22 protein-coding genes are annotated in these 24,852 nt (G+C 70.9%); 14 read left to right on the forward strand and 8 right to left on the reverse strand.

What is annotated here, in order from left to right:
- The first annotated feature begins 434 nt into the window (after positions 1-434).
- From IO33_RS50585 to IO33_RS0129560, 14 genes are all read left to right on the forward strand, one after another.
- Positions 435-1,268, forward strand: a complete 834-nt coding sequence (locus tag IO33_RS50585) for a hypothetical protein (protein ID WP_157857928.1) — start codon at positions 435-437, stop codon at positions 1,266-1,268.
- A gap of 532 nt (positions 1,269-1,800) precedes the next feature.
- Entirely contained in the window at positions 1,801-2,655 is an 855-nt protein-coding gene (locus tag IO33_RS0129500) for a diiron oxygenase (protein WP_245235915.1), read from the forward strand.
- The gene (locus IO33_RS0129505; protein WP_229854548.1) at positions 2,652-2,900 is read left to right on the forward strand and encodes an acyl carrier protein; all 249 of its coding nucleotides are present in this window, start codon (positions 2,652-2,654) and stop codon (positions 2,898-2,900) included. Before IO33_RS0129500 ends, IO33_RS0129505 begins: the two co-directional genes overlap by 4 nt.
- A complete protein-coding gene (locus tag IO33_RS53600) occupies positions 2,894-3,781 on the forward strand; it encodes an aminoacyl--tRNA ligase-related protein (protein WP_031170765.1) in 888 nt (295 codons plus the stop codon). The genes IO33_RS0129505 and IO33_RS53600 overlap by 7 nt, the downstream gene beginning before the upstream one ends.
- Positions 3,781-5,337, forward strand: coding sequence for a nitronate monooxygenase (locus IO33_RS51790; protein WP_051927037.1), 1,557 nt, complete (start codon positions 3,781-3,783; stop codon positions 5,335-5,337). The genes IO33_RS53600 and IO33_RS51790 overlap by 1 nt, the downstream gene beginning before the upstream one ends.
- Positions 5,324-6,196 (forward strand): alpha/beta fold hydrolase, encoded by an 873-nt coding sequence (locus IO33_RS0129520; RefSeq protein ID WP_031170522.1) that lies wholly within the window; start codon positions 5,324-5,326, stop codon positions 6,194-6,196. Before IO33_RS51790 ends, IO33_RS0129520 begins: the two co-directional genes overlap by 14 nt.
- On the forward strand, positions 6,189-6,443 hold the full coding sequence (locus IO33_RS0129525) for an acyl carrier protein (protein WP_031170524.1): 255 nt from the start codon (positions 6,189-6,191) through the stop codon (positions 6,441-6,443). The genes IO33_RS0129520 and IO33_RS0129525 overlap by 8 nt, the downstream gene beginning before the upstream one ends.
- A gap of 14 nt (positions 6,444-6,457) precedes the next feature.
- Complete coding sequence (locus tag IO33_RS46120) at positions 6,458-7,024, forward strand: 4'-phosphopantetheinyl transferase superfamily protein (RefSeq protein ID WP_051927038.1); 567 nt, start codon at positions 6,458-6,460, stop codon at positions 7,022-7,024.
- A gap of 79 nt (positions 7,025-7,103) precedes the next feature.
- Complete coding sequence (locus tag IO33_RS0129535; RefSeq protein ID WP_031170528.1) at positions 7,104-7,331, forward strand: acyl carrier protein; 228 nt, start codon at positions 7,104-7,106, stop codon at positions 7,329-7,331.
- Positions 7,328-10,114, forward strand: coding sequence for an aminotransferase class III-fold pyridoxal phosphate-dependent enzyme (locus tag IO33_RS0129540; RefSeq protein ID WP_031170530.1), 2,787 nt, complete (start codon positions 7,328-7,330; stop codon positions 10,112-10,114). The genes IO33_RS0129535 and IO33_RS0129540 overlap by 4 nt, the downstream gene beginning before the upstream one ends.
- Positions 10,111-11,829: a fatty acyl-AMP ligase gene (locus tag IO33_RS0129545; protein WP_051927039.1), complete on the forward strand. Its 1,719-nt coding sequence runs from the start codon at positions 10,111-10,113 to the stop codon at positions 11,827-11,829. Before IO33_RS0129540 ends, IO33_RS0129545 begins: the two co-directional genes overlap by 4 nt.
- Positions 11,830-11,848: 19 nt before the next feature.
- The gene (locus IO33_RS0129550; RefSeq protein ID WP_063765797.1) at positions 11,849-13,594 is read left to right on the forward strand and encodes an APC family permease; all 1,746 of its coding nucleotides are present in this window, start codon (positions 11,849-11,851) and stop codon (positions 13,592-13,594) included.
- 2 nt (positions 13,595-13,596) lie between these two features.
- Positions 13,597-13,770, forward strand: a complete 174-nt coding sequence (locus IO33_RS50595; protein WP_157857930.1) for a hypothetical protein — start codon at positions 13,597-13,599, stop codon at positions 13,768-13,770.
- Positions 13,771-14,001: 231 nt separating this feature from the next.
- Positions 14,002-14,964 carry a chlorinating enzyme gene (locus IO33_RS0129560; protein WP_031170537.1) on the forward strand — a complete coding sequence of 321 codons (963 nt, stop codon included), beginning with the start codon at positions 14,002-14,004 and terminating at the stop codon, positions 14,962-14,964.
- Positions 14,965-15,074: 110 nt separating this feature from the next.
- Here the strand turns inward: IO33_RS0129560 and IO33_RS0129565 are convergent, their stop codons facing one another.
- The 8 genes from IO33_RS0129565 to IO33_RS0129600 all read right to left on the reverse strand — a co-directional run bounded on the left by IO33_RS0129565 (position 15,075) and on the right by IO33_RS0129600 (position 24,845).
- Positions 15,075-16,073: a beta-ketoacyl-ACP synthase III gene (locus IO33_RS0129565; protein WP_031170539.1), complete on the reverse strand. Its 999-nt coding sequence runs from the start codon at positions 16,071-16,073 to the stop codon at positions 15,075-15,077.
- On the reverse strand, positions 16,073-17,854 hold the full coding sequence (locus IO33_RS0129570; protein WP_245235916.1) for a fatty acyl-AMP ligase: 1,782 nt from the start codon (positions 17,852-17,854) through the stop codon (positions 16,073-16,075). Before IO33_RS0129570 ends, IO33_RS0129565 begins: the two co-directional genes overlap by 1 nt.
- 41 nt (positions 17,855-17,895) lie before the next feature.
- Positions 17,896-18,855 carry an alpha/beta hydrolase gene (locus IO33_RS0129575; RefSeq protein ID WP_063765815.1) on the reverse strand — a complete coding sequence of 320 codons (960 nt, stop codon included), beginning with the start codon at positions 18,853-18,855 and terminating at the stop codon, positions 17,896-17,898.
- A gap of 21 nt (positions 18,856-18,876) precedes the next feature.
- Positions 18,877-19,911 carry an aldo/keto reductase gene (locus IO33_RS0129580; protein ID WP_031170545.1) on the reverse strand — a complete coding sequence of 345 codons (1,035 nt, stop codon included), beginning with the start codon at positions 19,909-19,911 and terminating at the stop codon, positions 18,877-18,879.
- A gap of 29 nt (positions 19,912-19,940) precedes the next feature.
- Positions 19,941-20,936 carry a 3-oxoacyl-ACP synthase III family protein gene (locus tag IO33_RS0129585; protein ID WP_209438933.1) on the reverse strand — a complete coding sequence of 332 codons (996 nt, stop codon included), beginning with the start codon at positions 20,934-20,936 and terminating at the stop codon, positions 19,941-19,943.
- An 8-nt stretch (positions 20,937-20,944) separates the two neighbouring features.
- The gene (locus tag IO33_RS0129590; RefSeq protein WP_063765799.1) at positions 20,945-22,012 is read right to left on the reverse strand and encodes a ketoacyl-ACP synthase III family protein; all 1,068 of its coding nucleotides are present in this window, start codon (positions 22,010-22,012) and stop codon (positions 20,945-20,947) included.
- A 251-nt stretch (positions 22,013-22,263) separates the two neighbouring features.
- Positions 22,264-23,844, reverse strand: coding sequence for an acyl-CoA carboxylase subunit beta (locus tag IO33_RS0129595; protein WP_051927042.1), 1,581 nt, complete (start codon positions 23,842-23,844; stop codon positions 22,264-22,266).
- 296 nt (positions 23,845-24,140) lie between these two features.
- The gene (locus IO33_RS0129600) at positions 24,141-24,845 is read right to left on the reverse strand and encodes a TetR/AcrR family transcriptional regulator (protein WP_209438934.1); all 705 of its coding nucleotides are present in this window, start codon (positions 24,843-24,845) and stop codon (positions 24,141-24,143) included.
- Between the last annotated feature and the right edge of the window lie 7 nt (positions 24,846-24,852).

A 24,852-nucleotide genomic window follows, 5' to 3' on the forward strand; every position in this document is an offset into this window, starting at 1 on the left:
CATGGTGGCGGTGTAGGGGGTGGGCTGTCCTGCCTTGCGGTGTGGGCTGTGGTGGTTGTGGAGGGTGTTGTCCGTTGGTTGTGTCGGGTGGTGTGGCCCGTTGTGTTGGGGCGTTGGTGTTTTCTTGGTTTTTGGTGGTGGGGTGTCGGGGGTGGGGGCTGGTTTTTTCAGGGGTGGTTGTGTGGAATGCATGGTGGGGTGTGTGGAGTGACTGTTTCGTTTTGTGTGTGGGGGGTTGTACGGTCGGGGTTGTTGGTTCTGGGTTTTGGTGTGGTGGTTGTCCGGGGAGGGTGGCTGTGGTTTTCAGGGGTGTGGTGGCGGGGGGTTCGTGGGGTGATGTCGCGGGGTTGGTGGAGTTTGTTCCGGAGGGTTTTGCGGATTGGTCGCGGCCGGAGTCTGTGGCGTGTCAGATGCTGCGGTGTGAGCCGGCTGATGTGGATGTGCTGGTGGGGGCGGGGTTGCCGTTCGAGTACCGGTCGGGTGTGCGTTGTTTCGATGTGAATGATCTGTACAACCTGGGGATGTATTCGGGGCGGTCGGATACGCAGCCGGAGCTTGCGTTTCGTATGTTGTTTCGTTTCGCGGGGCGTTCGGTGGCGGATTTGCTGGGGCCGCGGGTGTGGGATTTCCGGGTGCGGTTGGAATGCGAGGGGTGCCGGGGGGAGGCGCCGTGGCGTTTCGAGGCGCCGGATGTGGTGCGGTTCGGGGGGCGTCTTGAGGATGTGGTGGTGCCGGTGGCGGGGCGGGGGCCGGCGTCGTATGCGGCGCGGGTGACGTCGGTGGGGGCGAGGACGCCGTTGGTGTCGCCGGTGTTGCGGAAGCTGACGGGGGAGTATCTGGAGGCGGGGTATCGCTGGCAGATGGTTCCGGTGGCGATGCAGGCCGATTACGCGTTGGTGCACCGGCTGGGGGTGACGAGTTGTATCGCGGCGAGTCTGCTGCTGGCGGAGCGGTTCAGGGCGGCGGGGTATCGGGCCGAGGCGAAGCGGGGCTGGTTTTGCGGGGTGCTCGGTGGTGCGCTGGATCTGCCGCACGCGTGTGTGGAGGTCGAGGACGATGACGGGGTGTGGAAGACGGTCGATATCGCGAAGGCGCAGCTGGCGGCGCGTCTTTCTCCCGACACGGCTGATTTCCAGGACTTGTGTGTGGGGTCGGTCTACAACAAGGTGATTGCGTCCACCGCGTCGGGTAACGCGCCGTTCGCCTCTCACGCGTGCGGGTCTCAGCTGCCGGCCGAGGTACGGGCGGACATCCGTGCCGTGCGCTGACCGCCCGCCGTCCGCTGTCCTGACTGCGGGGATTTCGTCGCCCGCGCCGGCAACAGGGAAGGTGTGGTCCGCGGTCGCGGCATCAGGGATTTCGTCCGGCGCCGGTGCCGGGAATGCCGCCGGGTGCGGCGGTGAGGCCGGGAACAATCCGGTGCCGCATACATCCGGGACACGCAACGCGGGTGCGCCCCGGGCCCGCCGGGTGGGACAGGGTCCGGGTGCCATGGGCCCGCCGGGAGGGCGAACGGAGCCGGTGTGTCATGGGCCGGTCGTGACTGACAAAGACGGTGCGTCCGGGTGTGCCGGGCCGGACAAGGTCTGTGTGTCATAGGCCCGCCGGGGGTGAACGATGCTGGTGCGCTCGTGTGTGCCGGAATGAATGAATTCCGGGGTGCCGGTGTTCGCCCGGGGCGGCGGAAAAGGGCTCCGTGTGGGTGTGTTGCGCGGGGCGGTGGAATGTTCGTGTGGGTGTCGTCGTATAAAGCAGGGCCGGAGAGGGGTGTTGGTTGTGGTGGTGCGTGGGGTGGAGCCGGTGGTGCTGGATCTGGGCCGGCTGGAGAATCTGGCGGAGTCGGGTTATTACAATCCGTATTCGATGTTCGACTGGCCGGATGTGATCGAGCCGGGTCTGCCGTGGATGTCGGAGTCTTTGACGACGCTGGCGGGGACGGAGATGTGGGAGGGGTTGAGCCGTGAGCAGCAGGTGGCGTTGACGCGGTTCGAGGCGATCAATTTCTTCAGTCTGAATATTCACGGTATCCGTGAGTTGATGAGTGAGGTGGTGATGCGTATTCATGAGCGGACGTATGCGGGTGTGTCGGAGTTCTTGCACCATTTCATTGGTGAGGAGAACGAGCACATGTGGTTCTTCGCGCAGTTTTGTCTGCGGTACGGCGGGAAGCTGTATCCGGCGCAGCCGGCGTTGAAGGCGGGTTCGGTGGATCATCTGTCGCCGGTGGCGCGTGAGCTGATCGTGTTCGCGCGGATCCTGATCTTCGAGGAGATCGTGGATTACTACAACGCGCATATGGCGACGGATGCGTCGTTGCCGGCGATCGCGCGGGAGATCAACCGGGTGCATCACCAGGATGAGAGCCGGCATGTCGCGTTCGGCCGGATGATCTTCACGAATCTGCTGGGGCAGGTCGCTCAGCGGGATGCGGGGGAGGTGCCGGTGATCGCGGAGTATCTGGAGAGTTATCTGCAGTACAGCATCGCGACGCTGTACAACCCGCAGGCGTACCGGGATGCGGGGATCGCGGATGCGTTGGGGGTGCGGCGGCGGGCGCTGGCGCATCCGGTGCGTCGTGCGGCGCATGACGAGGTGCTGAAGCGGACGAGGAAGTTTTTGACCCGGGCCGGTGTGGGGCGGGAGGTGATCAAGTGAGTGTGGAGCCGATGCAGGCGGTCCGTGAGTTCATTGTGGGCCGTAATCCTCAGCTGGGTGAGTTGTCGGAGGAGTTGGATCTGATCGACAGCCGGGCTATCGATTCGCTGGCGTTCGTGGAGTTCATCTTCCTTCTGGAGGAGCTGACGGGGCAGGCGATCGATCCGGAGGATCTCGATCTCGATGATTTTCGCACGCTGAGGACTCTTCAGTTGCGATTCTTCACGAAAGAGGCGGCATGGTGACGGCAGCGACGACGCAGACGACGGCGGCGGCTACGGCGGCGGCGGGGGTGGTGCGTGAGAATGGTCTGGGGGTTCTCGATGGCAGCCAGTTGAGGCTGCTGCGGGCGGTCGACGGGGTGTTTTTGCGTCTGGCGGGGGACTGGCAGGCGCCGGAGTTCCGGTTCCCGTTCCTGATGCGGTGCAGGGATCTGGACACCTTCGACTACTACGACAACTTCCCGCATCTGGGGCTGGCCGCGGTCCGGTTGGATCCGGCGCGTCTGGGTGCGGTGCTGGGTGAGCAGGCGCGGCCGGTCGAGCGGATGCCGGCCGCGGTGATGGAGCCGGCCGCGTTCGCGTTGCCGTCGGCGGCGTGTTACTCGGTGTATGTGGACCTGGCGGGGTCGGTGCTGCCCGGTGAGGGGGTGCTGCGGACCACGGTGGGCACGTGTTTTCGTAACGAGGAGCATTACCGGGGGCTGCAGCGTCTGCTGGGGTTTTCCATGCGCGAGATCGTGTGTGTGGGCCCGGAGCAGACGGCGAAGGCGCATCTGGTGCGGGCCAAGCAGGCCGTTGAGGCGCTGTGTGGCGAGCTGGGGCTGGATCTGCGGATCGAGGCGGCCACCGATCCGTTCTTCGACAAGAACAGCGGCAAGGCGAAGATGCAGCGGCTGTTCCCGGTCAAGGAGGAGTTCGTGGTGGAGGGCCTGGCGATCGGCTCGGTCAACTACCACCGCAACTTCTTCGGTGAGCGCTGCGACATCCGCGTCGAGCAGGAGAGGGGGCAGGCGACAGCGCACACCAGTTGCCTGGCGTTCGGGCTGGAGCGGTGGGTGCACACCCTGACCGAGCGGTTCGGTGGCACGGACGCCGCGGTGCGCGCGGTGGAGAGTCTGAGCTGATGCGGACCACGGTGGCCCAGGCGCTGGGCTGTGAGGTGAGTCTGCTGCAGTCGGGCATGGGCGGGGTGGCGGGGCCGGAGCTGGCCTGCGCGGTCTCCGATGCCGGGGCGGCGGGCTGCGCGGGCGGCTACAAGCTGTCGGGTGCGCCGCTGTCGGCGATGCTTGAGCGGCTGGTGGCGCACACGGCGCGGGTGGTCGGGGTGAACCTGATCCCGGAGGTGGTCGGGCCCGGGCCGCTGGGCCGGCAGGTGGCGCAGGTGCTGGAGCAGACCCCGCAGCGGGTGTACCTGTCGTTCTTCGGGCTGCCGCCGGATGCGGTGCTGCAGCGGGTGGTGGGGGCCGGGCGCCGGGTGGTGGTGCAGGTCGGCACCGTCGAGGACGGTGTCCGTGCGGCCGGTCTGGGTGCGGTGGTGGTGGCGCAGGGGATCGAGGCGGGCGGTCACCTGCTGGGCGAGTGGCGCCGGGACGAGCTCGTGGCGGCGTTGCGGAGCCGGCTGCCCGATGCGGTGCTGGCCGCCGCGGGCGGGATCGGCTCGCCCGAGCAGGCCGGGCGGGCGCTGGCCGCGGGCGCGGACGGGGTGCTGCTGGGCACCGTGTTCGTCGCCGCCCGTGAATCACGCGCCCACCCCCGCTTCAAGGCGGCGGTGGCCGGCGCCGAGGCGGGTGACACCGTGATCAGTGACGTCTACGAGATCGGCTGGCCGGGCCGGCGCCACCGGGTGCTGGCCACGGCGGTGACCGCCGATCCGGGGCAGCCGGCGAGGTTCATCGGCCGCACGGTGGTGGAGGGAAAGCCGTATCTGGTGCCGCGGTTCAGCGCGGCGGTGCCCACCGACGCCACCAGCGGCCGGATCGAGGAGATGGCCCTGTACTGCGGCCTGTCCTGCAGCGCGGTGGCCGGTGAGGCGGCAGCGGCCGATGTCGTCGCCGCGTTCGCGCCCGTCCTGGCGGACGGCACAGGAGCCACCCCCACCCACCCACACACGGACCCGCGCACGGACACACACCCGCACGCGGACACACACCCGCACCCGCACGCGGACCTGCACCCGGACCCGCGCACCGGCACGGACCCGCATCTGCACCCGTGCACGGACCCGGACACACACCCGCACGCGGGCACGGGCACGGGCATGGACCCGCATCTGCAGCCGTACACGGACCCGGACCCGGACACGCACGCGCACGCGGACCCGCACCCGCACTTGGGCACGGACATGCGCACGCACACGGATCCGCGCACGGGCACGCACCCGCACATGGGCACGGGCACGGACATGGACCCGCACGCAGGCACGGGCACGCACGAGGGCACGCACCCGCACCCGCACCCGCACATGGACACGGACGCGCACGCGGGTACGGACATGGATCCGCACGCGGGCACGGGCACGCACGAGGGCACGCACCCGCACCCGCACCCGCACATGGGCACGGACGCGCACGCGGGCACGCACCCGCACGCGCACGCGGGCACGGGCACGCACGCGCACGCGGGCACGGGCACGGACATGGACCTGGACATGGAGAGGGAACTGAGCGATGCCGGCCGATGAGGCACACGAGGACTATCACCACGATCTGACCTACCGCGAGGACGCGCCGCTGGTCGCGACCCGGCCGGGTGTGGAACTGTACTGCGAGTCCACCGGCCAGGGTGTCACGATCACGACGCTGAACAACTTCTTCTTCTGCGCCCCGTTCTGGCGCGAGTACACCGACCAGCTGGTCGAGCACTACCGGGTGCTCAGCTACGACCTGTGCAACCACGGACGTTCCACCCGTACGCCGGCCGAGCCCACCTGGGCCGAGCACGCCGAGGACCTGATCCGTCTGCTGGACGCGCAGGGCGTGGACTCCACCTACCTGATCGCTTCGTCGGCCTCCACCCAGCTCGCCCGGGACGTGGCGCTGGCCCACCCGGACCGGGTGCGGGGCATGGTGCTGGCCGGACCGGTCATGGGCCCGCAGGGCATGCGCCGCCACCGGATGCTGCAGCGGGCCTGGCTGCGGACCCTGAACAGCCACGGCATGCCCGAGCTGTACAGCCACATGTACCCGGAGGTGATCAGCACGGACATGAACGAGTCCACCCGTACCCCGGGTTTCCTCGGGCTGCGCGAGAGTTTCCTGGCGATGTCCTCCCCGGAGGAACTCAACAACGGTCTGCGTCTGGCCCAGGAGGGCGATGCGAGTCCCGAGCTGCTCACCCGGATCCACACACCGACGCTGATCGCCCTGGGCGACGACGACATCCTGCTGGGTCCCACGGCCGGCCGTGAACTGGCCGCGCTGTTTCCCAACGGCCGCTGCGCCATCATGCCCAAGGCCGGGCACGTGCCCTTCCTCGACGACCCGGCCGGTTTCCAGGAGCTGGTGCGCAAGTTCATCGACGAAGTGGAATCACATGCCTGACACGGCAACCGATGTGCGCCGGCGTATCCGCGAGCTGCTGGCCGAGGTGTTCGGCGGATGGGGTTTTGTCAGCACCGTCCCCGCATCAGCCTCGCTGCGTGAGGCCGGCGTGCCGTCCACCGCGCTGGTCGCGCTGCTGGTCGCGATGGAGGACGCGTTCGGATTCGAATGGGACGACGACGTGCGCCCGGAGGTACTGCGTTCGATCGACTCGCTGGCCGGGCACATCCAGGCGCTTCACGCCTAGGAAGGAACCTGCGGATGCCGGCCCTGACGGCGGGCATGCCGGCCGCTGTGGCCGCGCAGATGTCCCTGGCCACCCATCCGGTGCCGGCACCCTACGGTGCGGCCCAGCAGTTCACGGCGGGCCGCCGCGCGGCCGCCCGGGCCCTGGCTCTGGCCGGCTCGGCCTGCCGGGCGGTGCCCCGCCAGGCGGGCGGCCGGCCGCTGTTCCCGCCCGCCTTCGCCGGCTCCATCTCCCACACCGGCCGTCTGGCCCTGGCGGTGGTGGTCCCCGGCGCGAGCGCGGTCGGCTGCGACATCGAAGACGCCGCCGTCACCGCCCGGATGACCCGGTTCGTCCTTTCCACCGCGGAAAGACGAGCGCTGCTGGAGCAGGCCGGCTACAGCGCACGCGATCTGTTCGCCGCCAAGGAAGCCGCGTTCAAAGCCCTCAGCGGCACGGCCGGCACCGGCCGGTTCTGGTTCTGGCAGATCCGCCTGAGCCAGGACGGCGGCGCACTGACAGCCGCCTATGGCGGCATCACGGTACCGGTGTGGATGAGCTCCAGGGCCGGCCTGTCCGTCGCCGTGGCGATACGGCACTGAACCACACGATCTGAACCTTAACCGCACGGGAGGGGACACCACCTTGAGGGGCCACGACATCCGTCAGACCGTCGATGACATGTTCCGCCGCGAACTGCACGTGGCACAGATCAGCCCCGACGTCCCGCTGGTGGACTACGGCCTGGACTCGATCAGGTCCATCAGCCTGGTCGTCGACATGGAGGCCACGTTCGACGTGCGTATCTCCGACGAACAGGCGGCCTCCATGCTCACGCTCGGCGACGTCGTGGACCGCATCACCGCGTTGCTGAGCGTGAACGCCGGTGCCGGGGAAGGGGACGCATGAACGCCGAAGGTGACTTCGAACGCTTCACCCGGCCCGAACTGGCCCGCCTGTTCCGGGCCCTGCACCTGGAGGTGACCTACCGGGCGGGCCGCGGCGACTACCTGATACGCCAGCGCGATGAGCACCCCCCCGGCCACACGGACACGGCCGCCGCCGGCACGGACACGGGCACGGACACGGGTGCGGCCGCGGGTAGGGGTGCGGATGTGATCCTGGATCTGGTGGGCGGCGCGGGCTCGTCCCTGTTCGGGCACAACCACCCCGACCTCCTCGCCACGGCCCGCCGGTGTCTGGACGAGCAGGTCCCCTTCAACGCGCAGATCAGTATCCGCCCGGCCACCGCGCACCTGGCCCGGCGGCTGTCGCAGACCGTCGGCGCCACCACCGGGGCACGCTATGTGGTCACCCTCGGCAACACCGGTGCCGACGCGGTGGAAGCCGCGGTCAAACACGCCACGGTCGAACACCGCCGCCGCCTGGCCGCTCTGCAGCAAGACGTCGAGACCACCCTGCGCCGCCTGCACCGCGACCAGCTGGCCGACACCCCCTGCGCGAGCGGACCGGCCGTGGGACGCCCCTGCCACACCGTGCTCGGCGAGGCGCTCACCCGCATCGAGGCCATGCGCCGCAAGGACCCCGTCTTCGTCTCCCTGCGCAACGCCTTCCACGGCAAGTCCGCCGGCGCCGGCACCCTCACCCACGGCGCCAACGTGCCCGGCGACCTGCACGTGCCCGGCCCTGGCCACCGCCGGCTGACCGACTGGACACCCCAGCGGGTGATCAGCGCCCTGGACGCCGACTTCGACTCCGTGTGCCTGCTCACCCTCGACACGGCCGGCCGCGCGCACTCGGCCGTGCGCCGCCTGTCCCCGGTGGCCGCCGTGTTCGTCGAACCCATCCAGGGCGAGTCCGGCGTCCACGAGGTACCCGCCGCCACCCTCGCCGCGCTGCGCGAGCTGGCCGACCGGCACGACGCGGCCCTGGTCTTCGACGAGATCCAGTGCGGCATGGGCCGCACCGGCACCTTCCTGGCCTCCGAACCCTCCCAGGTCAGCGCCGACTACTACCTCTTCTCCAAGTCCCTGGGCGGCGGACTGGCCAAGGTCTCGGCCCTGCTGGTCGACGAACGGCGCTACGTGCCCGAATTCGGCCGCCACCACACCTCCACCTTCGCCGACGACGACTTCTCCTCACTGATCGCCACCCAGGCCCTCGAACTCGCCCACACCTACCGCCAACGCATCACCGAAACCGGCGACCTGCTGCGCCGACGCCTTGAGCAGGCGGCCGCCCGCTGGCCCCAGGCGATCGCGGCCGTACGCGGCCGCGGCCTGCTGCTGGGCGTCGAGTTCGTCCTGCCCCAGCCCGCCTCGGGCCTGCTGCGCGAGGCGATCGACTCCGAGTCGCTGGGATACCTCATCGCCGGCCGGCTGCTGCACACCCACCGCATCCGGGTCATGCCCACCCTGTCCGCCCCCACCACCGTGCGCGTGCAGCCCTCGGCGCTGCTCGCACACGAGGAGATCGAACGCATCGGCGCCGCGTTCGAGGACGCCGCGGCCCTGCTGGCCCGCGGCCAGTACGCCACCTTGCTGCAGCACCTGACCGTGCCCGCCACCAGCCCGTGGCAGCCCAAAGCAGCCATCCCGCTGCCCCGCGGCCTCCACCGCGCCCCGCACCCGCCGCGCCGCACGCACCTGCCGCGGGTCGCGTTCCTCGCCAACATCGACAGCCCCGCCAAACTCGCCTCCCTCGCCCCCGAACTGGCCGCCTGGTCCACCGAGCAGTCCGCGGCGGCACTGGACCGGATGTGGGGCGAACTGGACCCCTTCGAAGTCACCCGGCACACCGTCACCTCCCACACCGGCACCCAAGCCGAAGTGATCATGGTGGCCGCGCCGTTCACCGCCGCCCAGGCCGGCGCCGCCCTCAGAGCCGGCCACGGCGCCTGGCTGCGCCGCACGGTCCTTGACAGCGTGGACCTGGCCGTCTCCCTGGGCGCCGAGGTCATCGGCCTGGGCGGCCACACCTCCATCGTCACCAACGCCGCCCGCGACGTCGTCGAAAGCGGCATCAAGGTGACCTCCGGCAACTCCCTGACCGCCGCCTGCGCCGTGGACCTCCTGCAGGCCCAACTGGCCGAATCCGGGCCCCGACGCCGCGTCGGCCTGGTCGGGGCGATCGGCAACATCGGCGCGGTGATGGCCGAACTCATCGCCCCGCACTGCGAGTCGATGGTCCTCGTCGGCCGCCCCGGCTCCCAACGACGCCTGGCCGCGGTCGCCGCCCGGCTCACCGGCTGCCTGGACATCCACATCAGCGAGGACATGTCCGACCTGGCCGACTGCCCGATCGTGATCAGCGCCACCAACGCGGCAGAACCGGTGATCTACCCCCACCACCTCGCCGACGACCACAAAGTCCTGCTGTGCGACCTGGCCGTCCCCGGCGACGTCCACCCCAGCGTGGCCCGGCTCGCGAACGTCACCCTCGTCTCCGGCGGCCGCATCCAGCTCCCCGGCCTGCAAACCCCCCACTTCCCGGGCCTGACCCTGCCCCCCGGCATCGTCTACTCCTGCATGGCCGAGACGATGCTGCTCGGCTTCGAGGCCGGCACCCGCAGCCCCTCCTACGGCGGCCTCACCGCCCCCGGCGTCCTGGCCGCCCGCGACCTGGCCGCCCGGCACGGCTTCCACCCCGCCCGCATCGTCTTCGACGACATCTGCGTACAGCCGTGGAACGCGGACCCCACCACCACCCCTACCAAGGAGCGCAGCAGATGACCGCCTTGCGCACACGGTCCGCGACCGTATGGCACGCACTGCTCCAGCACGCCGAACAAGGCCTGGACGCACCGACCATCACCCTGATCCCCGAACCCGGCCGCCAGCACAGCCTGCGCGTGGACACCCTCGTGGAACACACCCAGCGCGCAGCCGCCCACCTGGCCGAACACGGCGTCGGCCACGGCGACCGGGTGGTGCTGTGCCTGCCCACCGGCCAGGAGTTCCTCACCGCCTTCTTCGCCACCCAACTGCTGGGCGCCATGCCCACCGCGATCTCCCTGCCCATGCGCTTCGGCGGCGCGGCCGGCGTCGAAGGCCAGCTCAAAGACCTCACCGGCTACCTGCGCCCGGCCGCCGTCATCACCACCACCGACGTCATCCAGGCCCTGCCCCACCTCGTGGACACCTGCCTCATCGACGGCGAAGACCTCCTGGCCCGCGCCCACCGCGCCGACGCCCCCCAACACCCCCTGCGCCGGCCCCGAAGCGAGGACCTGGCCCTGATCCAGTGCACCTCCGGATCCACCGGCCGCCCCAAAGGCGTCATGATCAGCCACGCCAACATGGCCGCGAACTGCGAACAGTTCACCAGCGCCGCCGGCTGGACAAAGGCCGACACCACCGTCAACTGGGTCCCCCTCTACCACGACATGGGACTGTTCACCGGCCTCCTGTTCCCCCTGTACGTCGGCGCCGACACGGTGCTGATGCCGCCCAGCCGGCTGCTGCGCCACCCCGCCGACTGGCTTAGGCACATCAGCGACCACCACGGCGCCGTCTCGGCCGCCCCCAACTTCGCCTTCGGCTACGCCACCGCCCGCATCCGCGACGAGGAACTCGACGGCGTCGACCTCTCCAGCTGGCGCATCTCCATCTGCGGCGCCGAACCCGTCCAGCCGGCCACCATGGACCGCTTCTTCACCCGCTTCGCCCGCTGGCACCTGCCCCCCACCATGCCCCTGCCCTCCTACGGCATGGCCGAAGCCTCACTGATCATCACCACCACCCGCCCCCAGGCCGCCCTGCGTTTCGACTCCATCGACCGCACCCGCGCCGCCGTCGACCACCACGCCGTCGACGTCGACCCCCACAGCCCCCACGCCCTGCACATCGTCGACTGCGGCACACCGGTGGCCGGCACCGAGATCCGCATCGTCGACGACACCGGAACACCCCTGCCCGAAGGCCGCATCGGGCACATCCAGTTCCGCGGCCCCTCCCGCACCCTCGGCTACTTCGACCTGCCCGAGGAGACCGCCCAGGCCATCGACGGCCCCGGCTGGTGGAAGACCGGCGACCTCGGCTACCTGCGCGAGGGCGGCCTGCGCATCACCGGCCGCTCCAAGGACCTGGTGATCATCCGCGGCGCGAACTACTTCCCCTCCGACTTCGAACAGGCCGCCGAAACCGTGCCCGGGGTCCGCCTGGGCGCCGTGATCGCCCTCGGACACCGCCGCCCGGACGCGGACTCCGAGGAACTGCACCTGCTGGTGGAAACGGAACTGGACCGCCACCAGCACGAGGCGCTGCGCCAGGCCGTGCGCAGCTCGGTCACCTCCCGCACCGGCGTGACACCCGCCCAGGTGCACCTGCTGCCCAAGAAAAGCATCCCCAAGACCACCAGCGGCAAGGTCCAGCGGGCCAAGGCACGCCGGCTGTTCCTCGACCCCACGCCGCACACCGAAGCCGATGCCCGCCCCGCCGCGTCCTAGCCCCCAAGGAAAAACCCTCATGTCCCAGACCAGCTGCGCCCCGCCACCGGCGCCCGGGCGGCTCCAACCGACCCTGACCACCCCCAAGATCGTGTTCCTGATCATCGCGGCCGCCGCCCCCCTGGCCGCCATGGTCGCCACCGTCCCCCTGGCGTTCGCCCTCGGCAACGGGCCCGGCGTGCCCGCCCTGTTCGCCTTCGCGGGCCTGACCCTGATGTGCTTCTGCGTCGGCTACGCCGCGATCAGCCGCCGCGTCGTCAACGCGGGCGGCTTCTACACCTACATCTCCTGCGGACTGGGCCGCCCGCCCGCCGTGGCCGCAGGCCTGATCGCCGCCCTCGCCTACAACACCGCCTCCACCGGCCTGCTCGGCTCCTTCGCCTACTTCACCCACCTCATCGCCGCCCAGCACGGCATCAGCCTGCCCTGGCAGCTGTGGGCGGCAGCTGGCCTGCTCGCCATCGCCGTACTGGGCTACCGCCAGATCGACCTCAGCGTGCGGGTCCTGGGCCTGGCCATGTGCTGCGAAGTGGGGATCCTGCTCATCCTGGCCGCGGCCGTCCTCCTGCGCAACGGCCACCACGCCCTGCCCGCCACCTCCTTCAGCACCCACACCCTTGCCCACCCCGGCATCGGCGTCACGATGATGTTCGCGTTCATCTCCTTCATCGGGATCGAATCAGCCGCCCTGTACGGCGAGGAGAGCCACCACCCCGAACGCAGCGTGGCCCGCGCCACCTACATCGCCATCAGCCTCATCGCCCTGTTCTACGGATTCATCAGCTGGATCGCGGTCGGCGCGGTGGGCCCCGGCCACATCCGTGCCGTGGCCGGCCAGGAACTGGGCGACCTCTTCTTCCGCCTCAGCGACGACTACCTCACCTCCACCCTCACCTCCCTCATGCAGATCCTGCTGTGCCTGAGCCTGTTCGCCGGCTGGCTGGCCCTGCACAACGCCGCCAACCGCTACATGTTCGTCCTGGGCCGCGAGAAGATACTGCCCAGCGCCCTGGGCACGGTCCACCCCCGCCACGCCTCCCCCTTTCGCGCCAGCCTGGCCCAGACACTGTTCAGCCTGCTCTTGGCCACCGCCTTCGCGCTCGCCGGAGCCGACCCCTATCTCGGCCTGACCACCAGCATGCTGGGCATCGGCACCCTGGGCATCGTCCTGCTGCAGGCCGTGGCATGCCTGTCGGTCATCGGCTACTTCCGGCGCCGCCCGGACGCGCACTGGTGGCGCACCACCCTCGCCCCGGCGCTCGGCTTTCTCGGACTCGCCGCCGCCACCTTCCTCGTCGTGGACAACTTCGCCACCATGACCGGGACCGACAACCCGGTGGTGGGCCTGCTGCCGTGGCTGATCCCCGCCGTGGCCGTCGCGGGCATCGCCTACGCGCTGTGGCTGCGCCAGGCCCGCCCCGCACGCTACGCCCGCCTGGCCGGAGTACAAACACGCCAGGAGAACACCACCCCGGCCCGACACGAGCCGGCCCGGCACACCGAACACGCCGAGCACACCGAACCGCTCGAACACGCCGGACACACCGGGCAGGCCGGACGGGCCGTGCGGAGCGAGGCGGCCGAACATGTCGAACGGGCCGAACATGTCGAACCGGCCGAACATGTCGAGGCGGCCGAACATGTCGAGGCGGCCGAACATGTCGAGGCGGCCGGGCGGGCCGGACATGCCGGGCACGGGGAACCGGCCGAAGCGGCCGGGCAGGCCGGGCGGGCTGTCACCGGCCGGGCGAGGGCGGGGAGGTGACCATGGCCGCCATCACCGTCCAGCCGGAGCACCGTGACGCCGACCTTTTGGCCTGGGGCGTGTGGGACTTCGTGGCTCTTTTGACCACACCGACCTGCATACCGGCCCACGACGTCACGCTCGCTGCGCCACCGTCCCGCCAGCCGCCGCCCGCCCCGCCGGCACCCGCCGGGTGAGGCAGAGCAGGGCACGTGCACCCCAGCGGGAGACCTGCAGGAAACCGGCCAGCAACGCACCGCGCACCGCGGCGCCCCCCTGGCAAGCCCCCTTGAGCGCCTGCACACTTCCTCCCACCACACCCCAGGACGGTCCACGTGCCCGACACGGCACGTGGACACCGTCATTTTTTCACCCAGGCCGGGCTCACAGCCCCCACGCGAAGCCCCAGCCCGCATGCGAGGAGACACATGTTGCGACAGCCACACGACTTCCGGCTCACCGCACACGAGGTGGAGCAGTTCCACCACAACGGCTTCGCGGGCCCCTTCACGCTGTATGAGCCCGAGGAGATCACGCAGCGGTGGGAGCGCACCCGCCGGGAACTGATGGACCGCAGCGGCGCGGTGTACCGGGAGGACGACGACGGCGAGACGGCGTCGACCCTGTCCAACTACGACCGGCACCTGGACAACGCCTTCCTCGCCGACCACATCACCCAGCCGGGCATCGTGGACCGTCTCGCCGGCGTGCTGGGCCCCGACGTGCTGTGCTGGCGCAGCGACTTCTTCCCCAAGTACCCGGGCAACGAGGGGACCGACTGGCACCAGGCCGCCACCTTCGCCAACGCCTGCGGGCGCCCCCAGATCCGCTGGCCGCAGGGATCCGGCCGCCGCGGCACCCTCACCGTGTGGTGCGCGTTCAGCGACGCCACCATCGAGACGGGGTGCCTGCAGTTCATCCCCGCCAGCCACCGCACCCTGCACTACGACGAGACCAAGCCGATGCGCTACGACCCCGACCGGAACATCTCCGTGGTCAAAAACGGTGTCCGGCGCGGCTTTTTCGGCTACGACTACCGCGAGCTGCAGATCGACCCCGGCTGGCAGGTGGACGAGTCCAAGGCGGTGTCCGTGGAGATGCGGGCCGGGCAGTTCGTGATGTTCTGGTCGACGCTCCTGCACGCCTCGCACCCGCACGCCGGCCGCACCAAGAAGATGCGCATGGGCTACTCGGCGCGGTACGTGCCCACCTGCGTGGCCGTCTACCCGGGCCTTTCACAGGTCGAGGAGTACGGGGGCAGCGCACGCCTGGACCGCTACGCGACGGTGCTGGTCAGCGGCCGTGACGACTTCGGGCACAACCGGATCGCCCGGCACACCACCAAGGGCCATCCCTTCCGGCGCCGCGACGGCGCCGGCGCCTGGGCGTGAAACACCCCCGCCCGCGCCCGGATCCGCCCCCCGCCGCCACGACCACGGCGCCGCCCCCTCATCGAAGAGGGGGCGGCGCCGTCGCCATGGCGGAGGGGGCGGGGCGGGTGTCAGGGCACCACCACGACCTGGGCGGCATGGGTCAGCCCCGCCCCGAAGCCGACCAGCAGGGCCAGGTCACCGCTTGCCACCTGACCCCTGGACAGCAGCTGGTCCAGGGCCAGCGGGATCGAGGCGGCGCAGGTGTTCCCCGCGCTCTCCACGTCCCGGGCCACGACCGTGTGCGCGGCCAGGCCCAGGGAGCGGGCGGCGGCGTCGATGATGCGGGCGTTGGCCTGGTGCGGGACGAACGCGGCGAGATCGGCCACCGTGACGCCCGCCTTCTCAAGGGCCTGCCGGCCGACCTGCGGCACCACGCGGGTGGCCCAGCGGAACACCTCGGGCCCCGCCATCCGCAGATACGGCCAGGGCCCCTGCCCGCCGCGCAGCTCCAGCCAGCTGCGGTCATGGGCGATCAGACGGTGCTGCTCACCGTCGCAGCCCCACACCGCCGCGCTGATACCGGGCTCCTTCGACGGGCCCACCACCACCGCCCCGGCACCGTCACCGAAGAGGAACGCGGCACCGCGGTCCGTGGGATCGACGATGTCGCTCATCTTCTCGGAGCCGGCCACCACCACGAAACGCGCCTGGTCCGAGCGCACCAGCGCATCGGCCAGCCCCAGCGCGTAGGAGAAACCCGAGCAGGCGGCGCTGATGTCCAGGCCGCCCGCACCGCGGGCGCCCAGCAGGGCGGCCACCCGCGGCGCGGCGGCCGGCGCCTGCTCCAGGAAGGACATGGTGGCCACCAGCACCATCGAGACCTCGCCCGGATCGATGCCCGCCTGGGCCACCGCCTTGCGGGCCGCCTCCGCCGCCATCGTGATGACCGTCTCCTGCTCCCCGGCGAACCGCCGGCTGACGATCCCCGAGCGGCGGCGGATCCACTCGTCGCTGGAGTCGATGCGGGCACAGATCTCGTCGTTGCCCACCACCCGGGTGGGCCGGTACACCCCGGTGCCCAGGATCCGGGCCCCCGCCGCCTGCCCGGCCACACGCAGCACCCCCATCACGCCCCGCCCTTCACCGCGCCGCCGGCACCGACCGGCACCCCCACGACGGCCAGCTCGCCCCTTTCGTAGCGCTGCTTGCACGCCCGGCGCTGCACCTTCCCGCTGGAGGTGCGGGGCACCGCCCCGCGCCGCACCAGGACGACCTCCTCGGGGGTGATCCGGTTGCGTTCGGCCACGGCCTGCCGCACCCGGCGGCGTATGGCCTCACCGCCCAGCTCGCCCAGCAGCCTGCCGTCGGCCTCGACGACCACCACCAGCCGCTCGCGCTGTCCGTCGTCGCTGGAGAAGGCCGCCGCGCAGTTCGGGTGCGCCCCCGGCAGGGCCCCTTCCGCGGACAGCTCGATGTCCTGCGGATAGTGGTTGCGGCCCTTGCGGATGATGACGTCCTTCACGCGCCCGGTGACATACAGCTGCCCCTCGTGCAGGAAACCCAGGTCCCCGGTGCGCAGATGAACACCGCCGGCCTCCTGCCCCGCCACCCGCGCCCGGAAGGTCTCCTCGCTCTCCTGGGCCCGCCCGTGGTAACCGCCCGCCACACAGGGCCCCTGGACCCAGATCTCCCCGACCTGCCCGTCGGCAAGGACACGGCGCGCGCGGGGGTCCACGATCCGCACCCGGCTACGGCCGACCGCCGTGCCGCTGCTGACCAGCGGCACCGCGCCGCTGGTGTGCTCGCCCACCGGCTGCGCGGTGCCGTTGCGCAGGGCCTCGCCGGACAGCCACACCACGCGCGGCTCCTCGTCCTGGCGGCCGCCGGTGGCCTTGAGGGTGTTCTCCGCCAGCCCGTAACCGGGGCACATGGCCCGCGGATCGAAGCCGTGGGGCGCGAAGGCGTCGGCGAACGCCCGGACGGTGGCCCAGCGCACCGGCTCGGCGCCGTTGGCGGCCACCCGCCAGCTGGAGAGATCACCCACCGCGCCCATCCTGCCCTCCCGCGCCGCCCGCGCGCACAACTCGTAGGCGAAGCTGGGCGCGGCGGCATGCGTGCCGCCGAACCGGGCGATCGCCTCCAGCCACCTGGCCGGGCGGCGGATGAACGCCTCCGGCGCCATCAGGTACGAGGGGATGCCCGCCCACAGGGGCATCACCACCCCGAACATCATGCCCATGTCATGGAAGAGGGGCAGCCAGTTCACCACGGCGCCCCGCGGGGCGCACGGCCACAGCTCGTCGGTCTCGGCCGCGTTGGCCAGGAAGTTGGCGTGGCTGACCACGACCCCCTTGGGATCCCCCGTGGAACCCGAGGTGTACTGCAGCAGCGCCACGTCCTCAGGTTCCGCGTCCGCACCCGCCCCGGGCGCGGCCTTGACGCTCTGGGGCAGCGCGTCGGTGGCCAGCAGCCGCAGCCCCTGCAGCGCGGGCATACCGGCGAACCGCTCGCCCAGCTCCCGCATGACGTCCGTCGTGGTCAGCACGGTGGAGGTACCGGCGTCATCGGCGATCCGGCGCAGCCGCTCGACCTCCTCGCGGCGCCGGGGCACCTGCACCGGAGCACCGGCCACCCGCGCGTACATGCATCCCGCAAGAGCCCGTACGAACTCCAGGCCCGAGGGATACAGCAGCACCGCGCTGCGGCCCGCGAGCCCGGCGGCGGCGAACGCGGCGGCGCGCCGGCCGGCCTCGGCGTGCAGCTGGCCGTAGGTGAGCGACTCGTGCGGGTCCTCGCCGTTGCGCAAGAAGACATAGGCCCTCGCGTCGGGTTGCTCCTGGGCACGCAGCCGCAGGGCGTGGGCAAGGGTGCGCACGTGCGCGGTCGAATACGCTGCGGTGGTGGTCACGGTCGGATCTCCCAGATGTCGGACGTGAACAAGGGGCGAGGTCATCGCGGCGGGCAGCCGGCCCCGAAAGGGCGGGGCGCGGCCGCCGGGGGGGCCAGCAGCTCCTCCACCGCCGCCAGGACGTCCCCGGTCACCGCGGCGGCGGCGGGGACGATGTCGGCCATGAGGAGATATCCGTGCACCAGGCCCGGGGCGGGCACGTGCCGCACGGGCACCCCGGCGGCGGCCAGACGCGCCGCCAGCCGCACCCCCTCGTCGTGCAGCGGGTCGAATTCGGCGGTGCCGATCACGGTGGGCGCCAGATCGCCGAGGTCGGCGTTGAGCAGATCGACCGCCGCCTCGCTACGCGCGGCCGGATCGGGCAGGTACTGGTCGTAGTACCACAGCAGGTCGTCGAGTTCCGACAGGTAGCCCGAGCCGTAGCGGGCGACCGAGGGCGACTGCAAGGACGGGTCGGCCGGCGGGTAGACCAGCAGCTGCGCGGCGAAGGGGGCACCGCCGTGATCGCGGCGGTGCATCGCGATGCCCAGGGCCAGCGCCCCTCCCGCACTGTCGCCGGCGATCACGTGGGCGCGGCCGGGAAAGGCCTGCTCGGCCCACCGGGCCGCGGCGATGCCGTCGTTGAGCGGGCCGGGGTAGGGGTGTTCGGGCGCCCGCCGGTAGTCCACGGAGACGACGACCGCGTGCAGCGTGCCGGCGATACGACGGCACACGGGGTCGTGGGTGTCGACGTCACCGACCGTCCAGCCGCCGCCGTGCAGATAGGTCACCAGACGGCCCCGGTCGGTCTCGGGCAGGTACATCCGCACGCGGAAAGTACCGTCGCCGCCGTCGACCAGCCGGTCCGTGCTCTGGGCGACCGCCGCGAGCGCGGCACCCTGCCGCACCCGGGCCGCGTTGTCGGCGTAGCGGCGGCGCAGCTGATCCACACTCAGCGTGCGCGCCGGGGCCGGCCGGGCGGCGGCCTGCCACTGGATCAGCGCGTTCACGAAACGGTCCATGGCCACGTCGCTCTCCTTGCCTCACACCAGCGGAGGATTCAACGGCTTGAACCCCCGCAGCCGGCTGTACATGTGGTACGGGTAGGGCGCCGTGACGGAGCTGGCCTTGTCCAGCCGGGACAGCTGCTCGGCGTCCAGCTGCCAGCCGATCGCCCCCAGGTTGTCGCGCAGCTGTTCCTCGTTGCGGGCACCGATGATCACCGTGGCCACCGTCGGCCGGGTCAGCAGCCAGTTCAGCGCCACCTGGGGCACCGTCCTGCCCGTCTCGGCGGCGATGTCGTCGAGCACGTCGACCAGGTCGTAAAGACGTTCCTCGTCCACGGGCGGCGCCGCCGCGGCCGTGCGGTGCAGCCGGCTCGCCTGCGGCAGCGGCTGACCCCGGCGGACCTTGCCCGTCAAACGCCCCCAGCCCAGCGGACTCCACACCACCGCCCCCACCCCCTGGTCGTGCGCGAGCGGCATCAGCTCCCACTCGTAGTCACGGCCGGCCAGCGAGTAGTAGACCTGGTGCGCGACGTAGCGGGGCAGGGCGTGCCGGTCGGCGGCGGCCAGGGACTTCATCAGCTGCCAGCCGGCGAAGTTCGAGGCCCCCACATAGCGGATCTTGCCCGCACGCACGAGGTCGTCCAGGGCCGCCAGCGTCTCCTCGACAGGAGTGCCCGCGTCGAACAGATGCAGCTGGAACAGGTCGATGTGCTCCACCCGCAGCCGGCGCAGCGAACCCTCGACCGCCTTGATCAGCCTGGAGCGCCCCGTACCCCGCTCGCCGGGCCCGCTCCCGGTGGGCGTGCCCGCCTTGGTGGACAACAGCACCCGGTCCCGCCGCCCCGCCACGGCCGCCCCGAGCAGCTCCTCGGAGGCCCCTTCGGAGTACACGTCCGCGGTGTCGAACATCGTCACCCCCGCATCCAGGCAGATGTCGACCATGGCACGGGCCTGCTGCGCGTCGGTGTCGCCCCACGCGCTGAACAGGCTGCCGCGGCCGCCGAACGTGGCCGCGCCCAGACTCAGTACCGGAACGTGCAGACCAGAGGCCCCGAGCCGGCGGTATTCCATGACCGTCCCCTCTCCGTCAACTGCCCGGCTCACCAGTCGATCAGCGCCAGGGAGACGGAGAACCCGCCGCCCATGCCCAGCAGCAGGACCCGGTCCCCGGGCCGCAGCGCCCCCGAACGGGCCGCCTGATCCAGCGTCAACGGCACCGAGGCGGCACCCACGTTGCCGAACTCGCCCACCGTGCGGTGCAGCGTCGCCCCCGGCAGATCCAGCCTCGACCACAGCTCCTCGAGCATCCTGCCGTTGGCCTGGTGGGGGACCAGATGGGTGATGTCGGCCGGCAGCACCTCGCACTCGTGCAGGAACTCCTTCACCAGCCCCGGCACCGTGTTGACGATGAAGTCCCTGACGGTGCGCCCCTCCATCGAGAAGTACTGCAGGCCCGCCTCGTGCACCGCGGGGGCGTAGGGCTGCCGGCTGCCGCCCGCGGGCACCACGACGAGATCGGACATGTCGCTGTACATGTGGAACACGCTCCGGCGGATCCCGCGCCCGGGGCCGGCCGGCCCGATGACCGCCGCGCCGGCACCGTCACCGAACAGGATCACGGTCTTGCGGTCGGCCGGATCGAGGATCTGGGAGTACAGGTCGGCACCGATGACCAGCCCGTAGCCGCCGGACTTGGCGATCATCCCGTGGGCGACGTCGAGGGCGAAGGAGAACCCGGCACACACGGCGTTCACGTCGAACGCCGCCACCCCCGTGGTGGCCCCGCCCAGGTTCTGGTGCACGAAGACCGCCGTCGCCGGCTGCTTGTGGTCCGGTGTCGAGGTCGCCACGACGATCGTGGACAGCTGGTCCGCCGTGATCCCCGCGCTGCGAAGGGCGTTGCGCGCGGCGCCGGTGGCCAGATCGGAGGTGGCCTGGCCCGGCCGGGCCCAGCGGCGCTCCCGGATCGCCGTCTTGCGCACGATCCAGGCGTCGTCCACCCCGGCGTGCGCACCGGCCTCGGTGTTGGACACCACCCGGTCGGGGACGAAGGACCCGGTGCCGAGTATGGCGACAGGTGCAGCGGACACACTCATGGGCGCTCTCATTCCGTGACGTCGGCGGGCAGGGGGAAGTCCGTGGTGGCCTCGGGCCAGTGGGGCACCGACTCGATCTCGAGCACCGCCGCGGTCAGCGAGTAGCCGCCGCCGGCCGAGGCCAGGAGCACCAGATCGCCTTCGCGAACGAGTTTCTTCTCCACCAGACGCGCCACACCCGCGCTCAGGTCACCCGCACCCAGGTGCCCGGTGTAGCGGCCCCAGTCCATCAGCGAACGGTCGGCCGAGATGCCCAGCGGCTTGAGGAACTGAACGTCCATCAGCCCGTGCCCCATGTTGGGCATCAGGATCTTGGCGAAGTCGTCCAGGGTGTGACCGCTCTGCTCGAGCACCGAACGCACCAGCTCCTGCAGCGCCACCTCGCAGCGCTGCAGCACCGACTCCTTGCCGACCCTGGCCAGATAGGACTTCTTGGGCTCGCGCAGATCGTCGACCTTGGGCTGGGGGGAGGTGGTGAAGGGGTGGCTGCCCCGGTGCAGCGGTTCCAGGGAGGCGTCGGTGTACGACGCGATGGCCCGGACGCGGGCGAAACCGCCGGCGGTGGAGAGCACCATGGCCGTGGCCCCGTCCCCCAGGACGATGCCGTACGCCCCCCGCCACCGGTCCATGCCGGGCAGACAGAACCGGTCGGCGGTGGTGACCATCGCGCTCCTGGCACGACCGGACTGCAGCTGGGAGACCGCCAGGTCCATCGCCACCATGCCGCCGTTGGACAGCTGCTGCACGTTCACCGCGAAGGCACCGGTGACCGCCAGCTCACGCTGGATGTACGGCGCGCTGGTCCAGCAGTAGTCGCGGCCCTGGTGATACACCGAGGCGTGCACGAGCGCATCGAGCCGGCCCCCCACCACGTGGGCGGCCCGGTCCAGAGCGCGCCGCCCCGCGAACGCCGCCATGTCCGGGACCGACGTCTCGTCCGCGACGACCGGCAGGCAGACCATCTTGTTCTCTTCGAAATCCTCGGCGGCATACCTGCCGTCGGCCACCGCTTCCTTTGCCGATTCGGCGGGCGGAATCCAGGCGGCAGCCGACGTGATGTAGACAGGAGTGCTCATTCTTCGCTTCCTCCGAGTTCCATCCACCACGGGATAGGAAATGTTCGGGCAGTGAAATGCCAGGCCGGCCCGGATGCTTTTCCGGAATAAACTCCACGCTACCAGCGCCCCACCGATCGCCCGCATATTAATTTCTCACGCCTCGCCCTTAATAGTGCACGGCGGTGATACGGGCGGCGGCGTATTAGCGGACGCTCCTCACCGGCAATTGAACGGGCAAGGCGAAGGATGTTGCCGCGGCCGGCGACCGCTCACAGGGGGATGTTGCCCCGCCCGGCCCGCGGCGAGGGCAGCGCCTCGTTGCGCAGCGCCCGCAGGGCCCGGGCGACGTGCACCCGGGTGGACGAGGGCGTGATGACCGCGTCGATGTAGCCGAGCTCGGCGGCCACGTAGGGCGTGCAGTAGCGGTCCTGGTACTCCTGCTCCAGTTCCGCCCGCACCTTGTCCACGTCGCCGCCCTCGGCCTGCACCTGCGCCAGCCGGCGCCGGTGCACGATGCTCGTCGCGCCCTGCGCCCCCATGATCGCGATCTCCGCGCTCGGCCAGGCCAGGTTGACGTCGGCGCCCAGGTGCTTGGAGCCCAGCACGTCGTACCCGGCGCCGTACGCCTTGCGCGTGATCACGGTCACCATGGGGACGGTCGCCTCCGCGTAGGCGTAGATCAGCTTCGCGCCCCGGCGGATGATGCCGTTCCATTCCTGGCCGGTGCCCGGCAGGAAGCCGGGCACGTCCACGAAGGTCAGGACCGGCACGTTGAAGGCGTTGCAGGTCCGCACGAAGCGCGCCGCCTTCTCCGCGGCGTCGATGTCCAGGCACCCCGCGAAGTGCAGGGGCTGGTTGGCGACCACGCCCACGCTCCTGCCCTCGATACGGGCGAAGCCCACGATGATGTTCTGCGCGAACAGCTCCTGGACCTCCAGGAACTCGCCGTCGTCGACCACTCCCTCGATCGCCTCGTGCATGTCGTAGGGCTGGGTCGGCGCATCGGGCACGAGGCGGTCCAGCTTCTTCGCGAGCTGCGTGGGCGCACGGTCGAGCAGGGGCCGGCCCGCCGGGTCCAGGGCGTCGAAGACGGGGGCCTCGCCCGCGTTGTTGTCGGGCAGGTGCGACAACAGCTCCCGGACGTAGGCGATGGCGTCCTCCTCGTCGGCGCCCAGGTAGTGCACGTTGCCCGACCGCGTGCTGTGCGTCCTGCCCCCGCCCAGCTCCTCGAAGTCGACCTCCTCGCCGGTGACCGTCTTGACCACGTCCGGCCCGGTGATGAACATGTGCGACGTGCGGTCGACCATGACCACGAAGTCGGTCAACGCCGGCGAGTAGGAGGCGCCGCCGGCGCAGTAGCCCATGATCAGCGATATCTGCGGTATCTGGCCCGAGGCCTGCACGTTGCGCCGGAAGATCTCCCCGTACATCGCCTGGGACTCCACACCCTCCTGGATGCGGGCCCCGCCCCCGTCGTTGATGCCGATGAGCGGCCGCCCCGCCTTCATGGCCAGCTCCATGATCTTGAGGATCCGCCGGCCGTGGACCTTGCCCAGCGAGCCGCCCCGAAAGCTCGCGTCCTGGCTGAACACGCAGACGGTACGGCCGTCGATCTCCCCGTACCCCGTGATCACGCCGTCGCCGTAGCCGCCGCCCCCCTCCTCCTCGCCCTCGGGCCGGGCGAACGTGTCGATCTCGACGAAGGAACCGGGGTCCAGGAGGAGTTCGAGGCGCTCCTGAGCGGTGAGCCTGCCCTGGGGATGCTGCTTGCCGGCCATCCGGACCGATCGCCCGGCAATGGCCTCACGACGTCGGTACAGGTCGTCGATCGCGTCCCGAATGGTGCGCATGTGCCCCCTCCACTGGGTCGTCAAAGGTCCCAGTCACGCGACGTGCGGGCTAAACCCGGCGCGGAATCCAGCGAGGTGATTGGGATTCGGATGCTATATCTCGGAGTTCGCCGAGGGAACGCCGAAATGAATTCCCAACGCAGAGACGTGAGGAAATCACGCGATGATGTGTGATATGCATGCGGTGAAAAGCGGTGCGATATTTGTGCCGGCGCCCGCGGCGCTGCCCGGACGCGTTCAACTGCCCGTGCACGGCAGTTGAACGCCTTCGGGGGCCGCACGTGCGAGGGGACCGGTCAGCGCGAGGTCGCCTGCGGCGGTGTGGGCCGGGCCTGGGCGAGCAGGCCGTCGACGAAGGCCCGCAGCCCCTGGGCGTAGGTGTCCTGCCCGGCCAGCGCCCCCCACCGCTCGGCCACGGCGGCCAGGTGCGGAAGCCGCCCCGGGGTGTTCGAGGCGCCGAAGTAGGCGTTGAGGTGGGCGGGGTGCTCGTCCAGCCGCCGGCTGCGCGAGTGCGTGCGCACGAGGATCTCGCCGACCGTGTAGTACCAGATGCTGCGGAAGACGCGGACGGACTCCTCCGGCGTGCAGCCGTCCTCGACGGCCCCGGCCAGGATCGTCTCCACCAGCGACAGGACCGAGTCGCCGAGCCGGGCGATGAACCCGTCGGCGGTCAGGACCTCCGCCGCCCAGGGCCACGCCGCCAGGCCGTCGTGGATCGCGACGGCGGCCGTGACGATCCGCTCACGCGGCTCGCTGGGCAGCGGCGGATGCGGGATCTGCTCCGCGTACTCGTGGATCAGCAGGAACAGCAGGTCTTCCTTGTCGCGCACATGGGCGTACAGGGTCGTCGCCCCGACACCGAGCTCGGCGGCCAGCCGGCGGATCGTCAGCTTCTCCCAGCCGTAGTCGTCGATGAGCCCGCGGGCCGCGGCCAGGATCTGCGCACGGGAGGTCACGGGCGGCCGGCCGACGCGGCCGCGCGGTTCGTTGGATCGGGGCATCGTCCCA

The sequence above is a fragment of the Streptomyces durhamensis genome (genome assembly GCF_000725475.1).
GTDB lineage: Bacteria > Actinomycetota > Actinomycetes > Streptomycetales > Streptomycetaceae > Streptomyces > Streptomyces filipinensis.

Coding starts and splice junctions, on each gene's coding strand:
- IO33_RS0129545 (WP_051927039.1), top strand. CDS start 10,111: ATGACCGCCTTGCGCACACGGTCCGCGACCGTATGGCACGCACTGCTC.
- IO33_RS0129600 (WP_209438934.1), bottom strand. CDS start 24,845: ATGCCCCGATCCAACGAACCGCGCGGCCGCGTCGGCCGGCCGCCCGTG.
- IO33_RS0129565 (WP_031170539.1), bottom strand. CDS start 16,073: ATGGGGGTGCTGCGTGTGGCCGGGCAGGCGGCGGGGGCCCGGATCCTG.
- IO33_RS0129560 (WP_031170537.1), top strand. CDS start 14,002: ATGTTGCGACAGCCACACGACTTCCGGCTCACCGCACACGAGGTGGAG.
- IO33_RS51790 (WP_051927037.1), top strand. CDS start 3,781: ATGCGGACCACGGTGGCCCAGGCGCTGGGCTGTGAGGTGAGTCTGCTG.
- IO33_RS0129535 (WP_031170528.1), top strand. CDS start 7,104: ATGTTCCGCCGCGAACTGCACGTGGCACAGATCAGCCCCGACGTCCCG.
- IO33_RS0129595 (WP_051927042.1), bottom strand. CDS start 23,844: ATGCGCACCATTCGGGACGCGATCGACGACCTGTACCGACGTCGTGAG.
- IO33_RS46120 (WP_051927038.1), top strand. CDS start 6,458: ATGCCGGCCCTGACGGCGGGCATGCCGGCCGCTGTGGCCGCGCAGATG.
- IO33_RS53600 (WP_031170765.1), top strand. CDS start 2,894: ATGGTGACGGCAGCGACGACGCAGACGACGGCGGCGGCTACGGCGGCG.
- IO33_RS0129585 (WP_209438933.1), bottom strand. CDS start 20,936: ATGAGTGTGTCCGCTGCACCTGTCGCCATACTCGGCACCGGGTCCTTC.
- IO33_RS0129590 (WP_063765799.1), bottom strand. CDS start 22,012: ATGAGCACTCCTGTCTACATCACGTCGGCTGCCGCCTGGATTCCGCCC.
- IO33_RS0129525 (WP_031170524.1), top strand. CDS start 6,189: ATGCCTGACACGGCAACCGATGTGCGCCGGCGTATCCGCGAGCTGCTG.
- IO33_RS0129520 (WP_031170522.1), top strand. CDS start 5,324: ATGCCGGCCGATGAGGCACACGAGGACTATCACCACGATCTGACCTAC.
- IO33_RS0129550 (WP_063765797.1), top strand. CDS start 11,849: ATGTCCCAGACCAGCTGCGCCCCGCCACCGGCGCCCGGGCGGCTCCAA.
- IO33_RS0129580 (WP_031170545.1), bottom strand. CDS start 19,911: ATGGAATACCGCCGGCTCGGGGCCTCTGGTCTGCACGTTCCGGTACTG.
- IO33_RS50595 (WP_157857930.1), top strand. CDS start 13,597: ATGGCCGCCATCACCGTCCAGCCGGAGCACCGTGACGCCGACCTTTTG.
- IO33_RS0129540 (WP_031170530.1), top strand. CDS start 7,328: ATGAACGCCGAAGGTGACTTCGAACGCTTCACCCGGCCCGAACTGGCC.
- IO33_RS0129575 (WP_063765815.1), bottom strand. CDS start 18,855: ATGGACCGTTTCGTGAACGCGCTGATCCAGTGGCAGGCCGCCGCCCGG.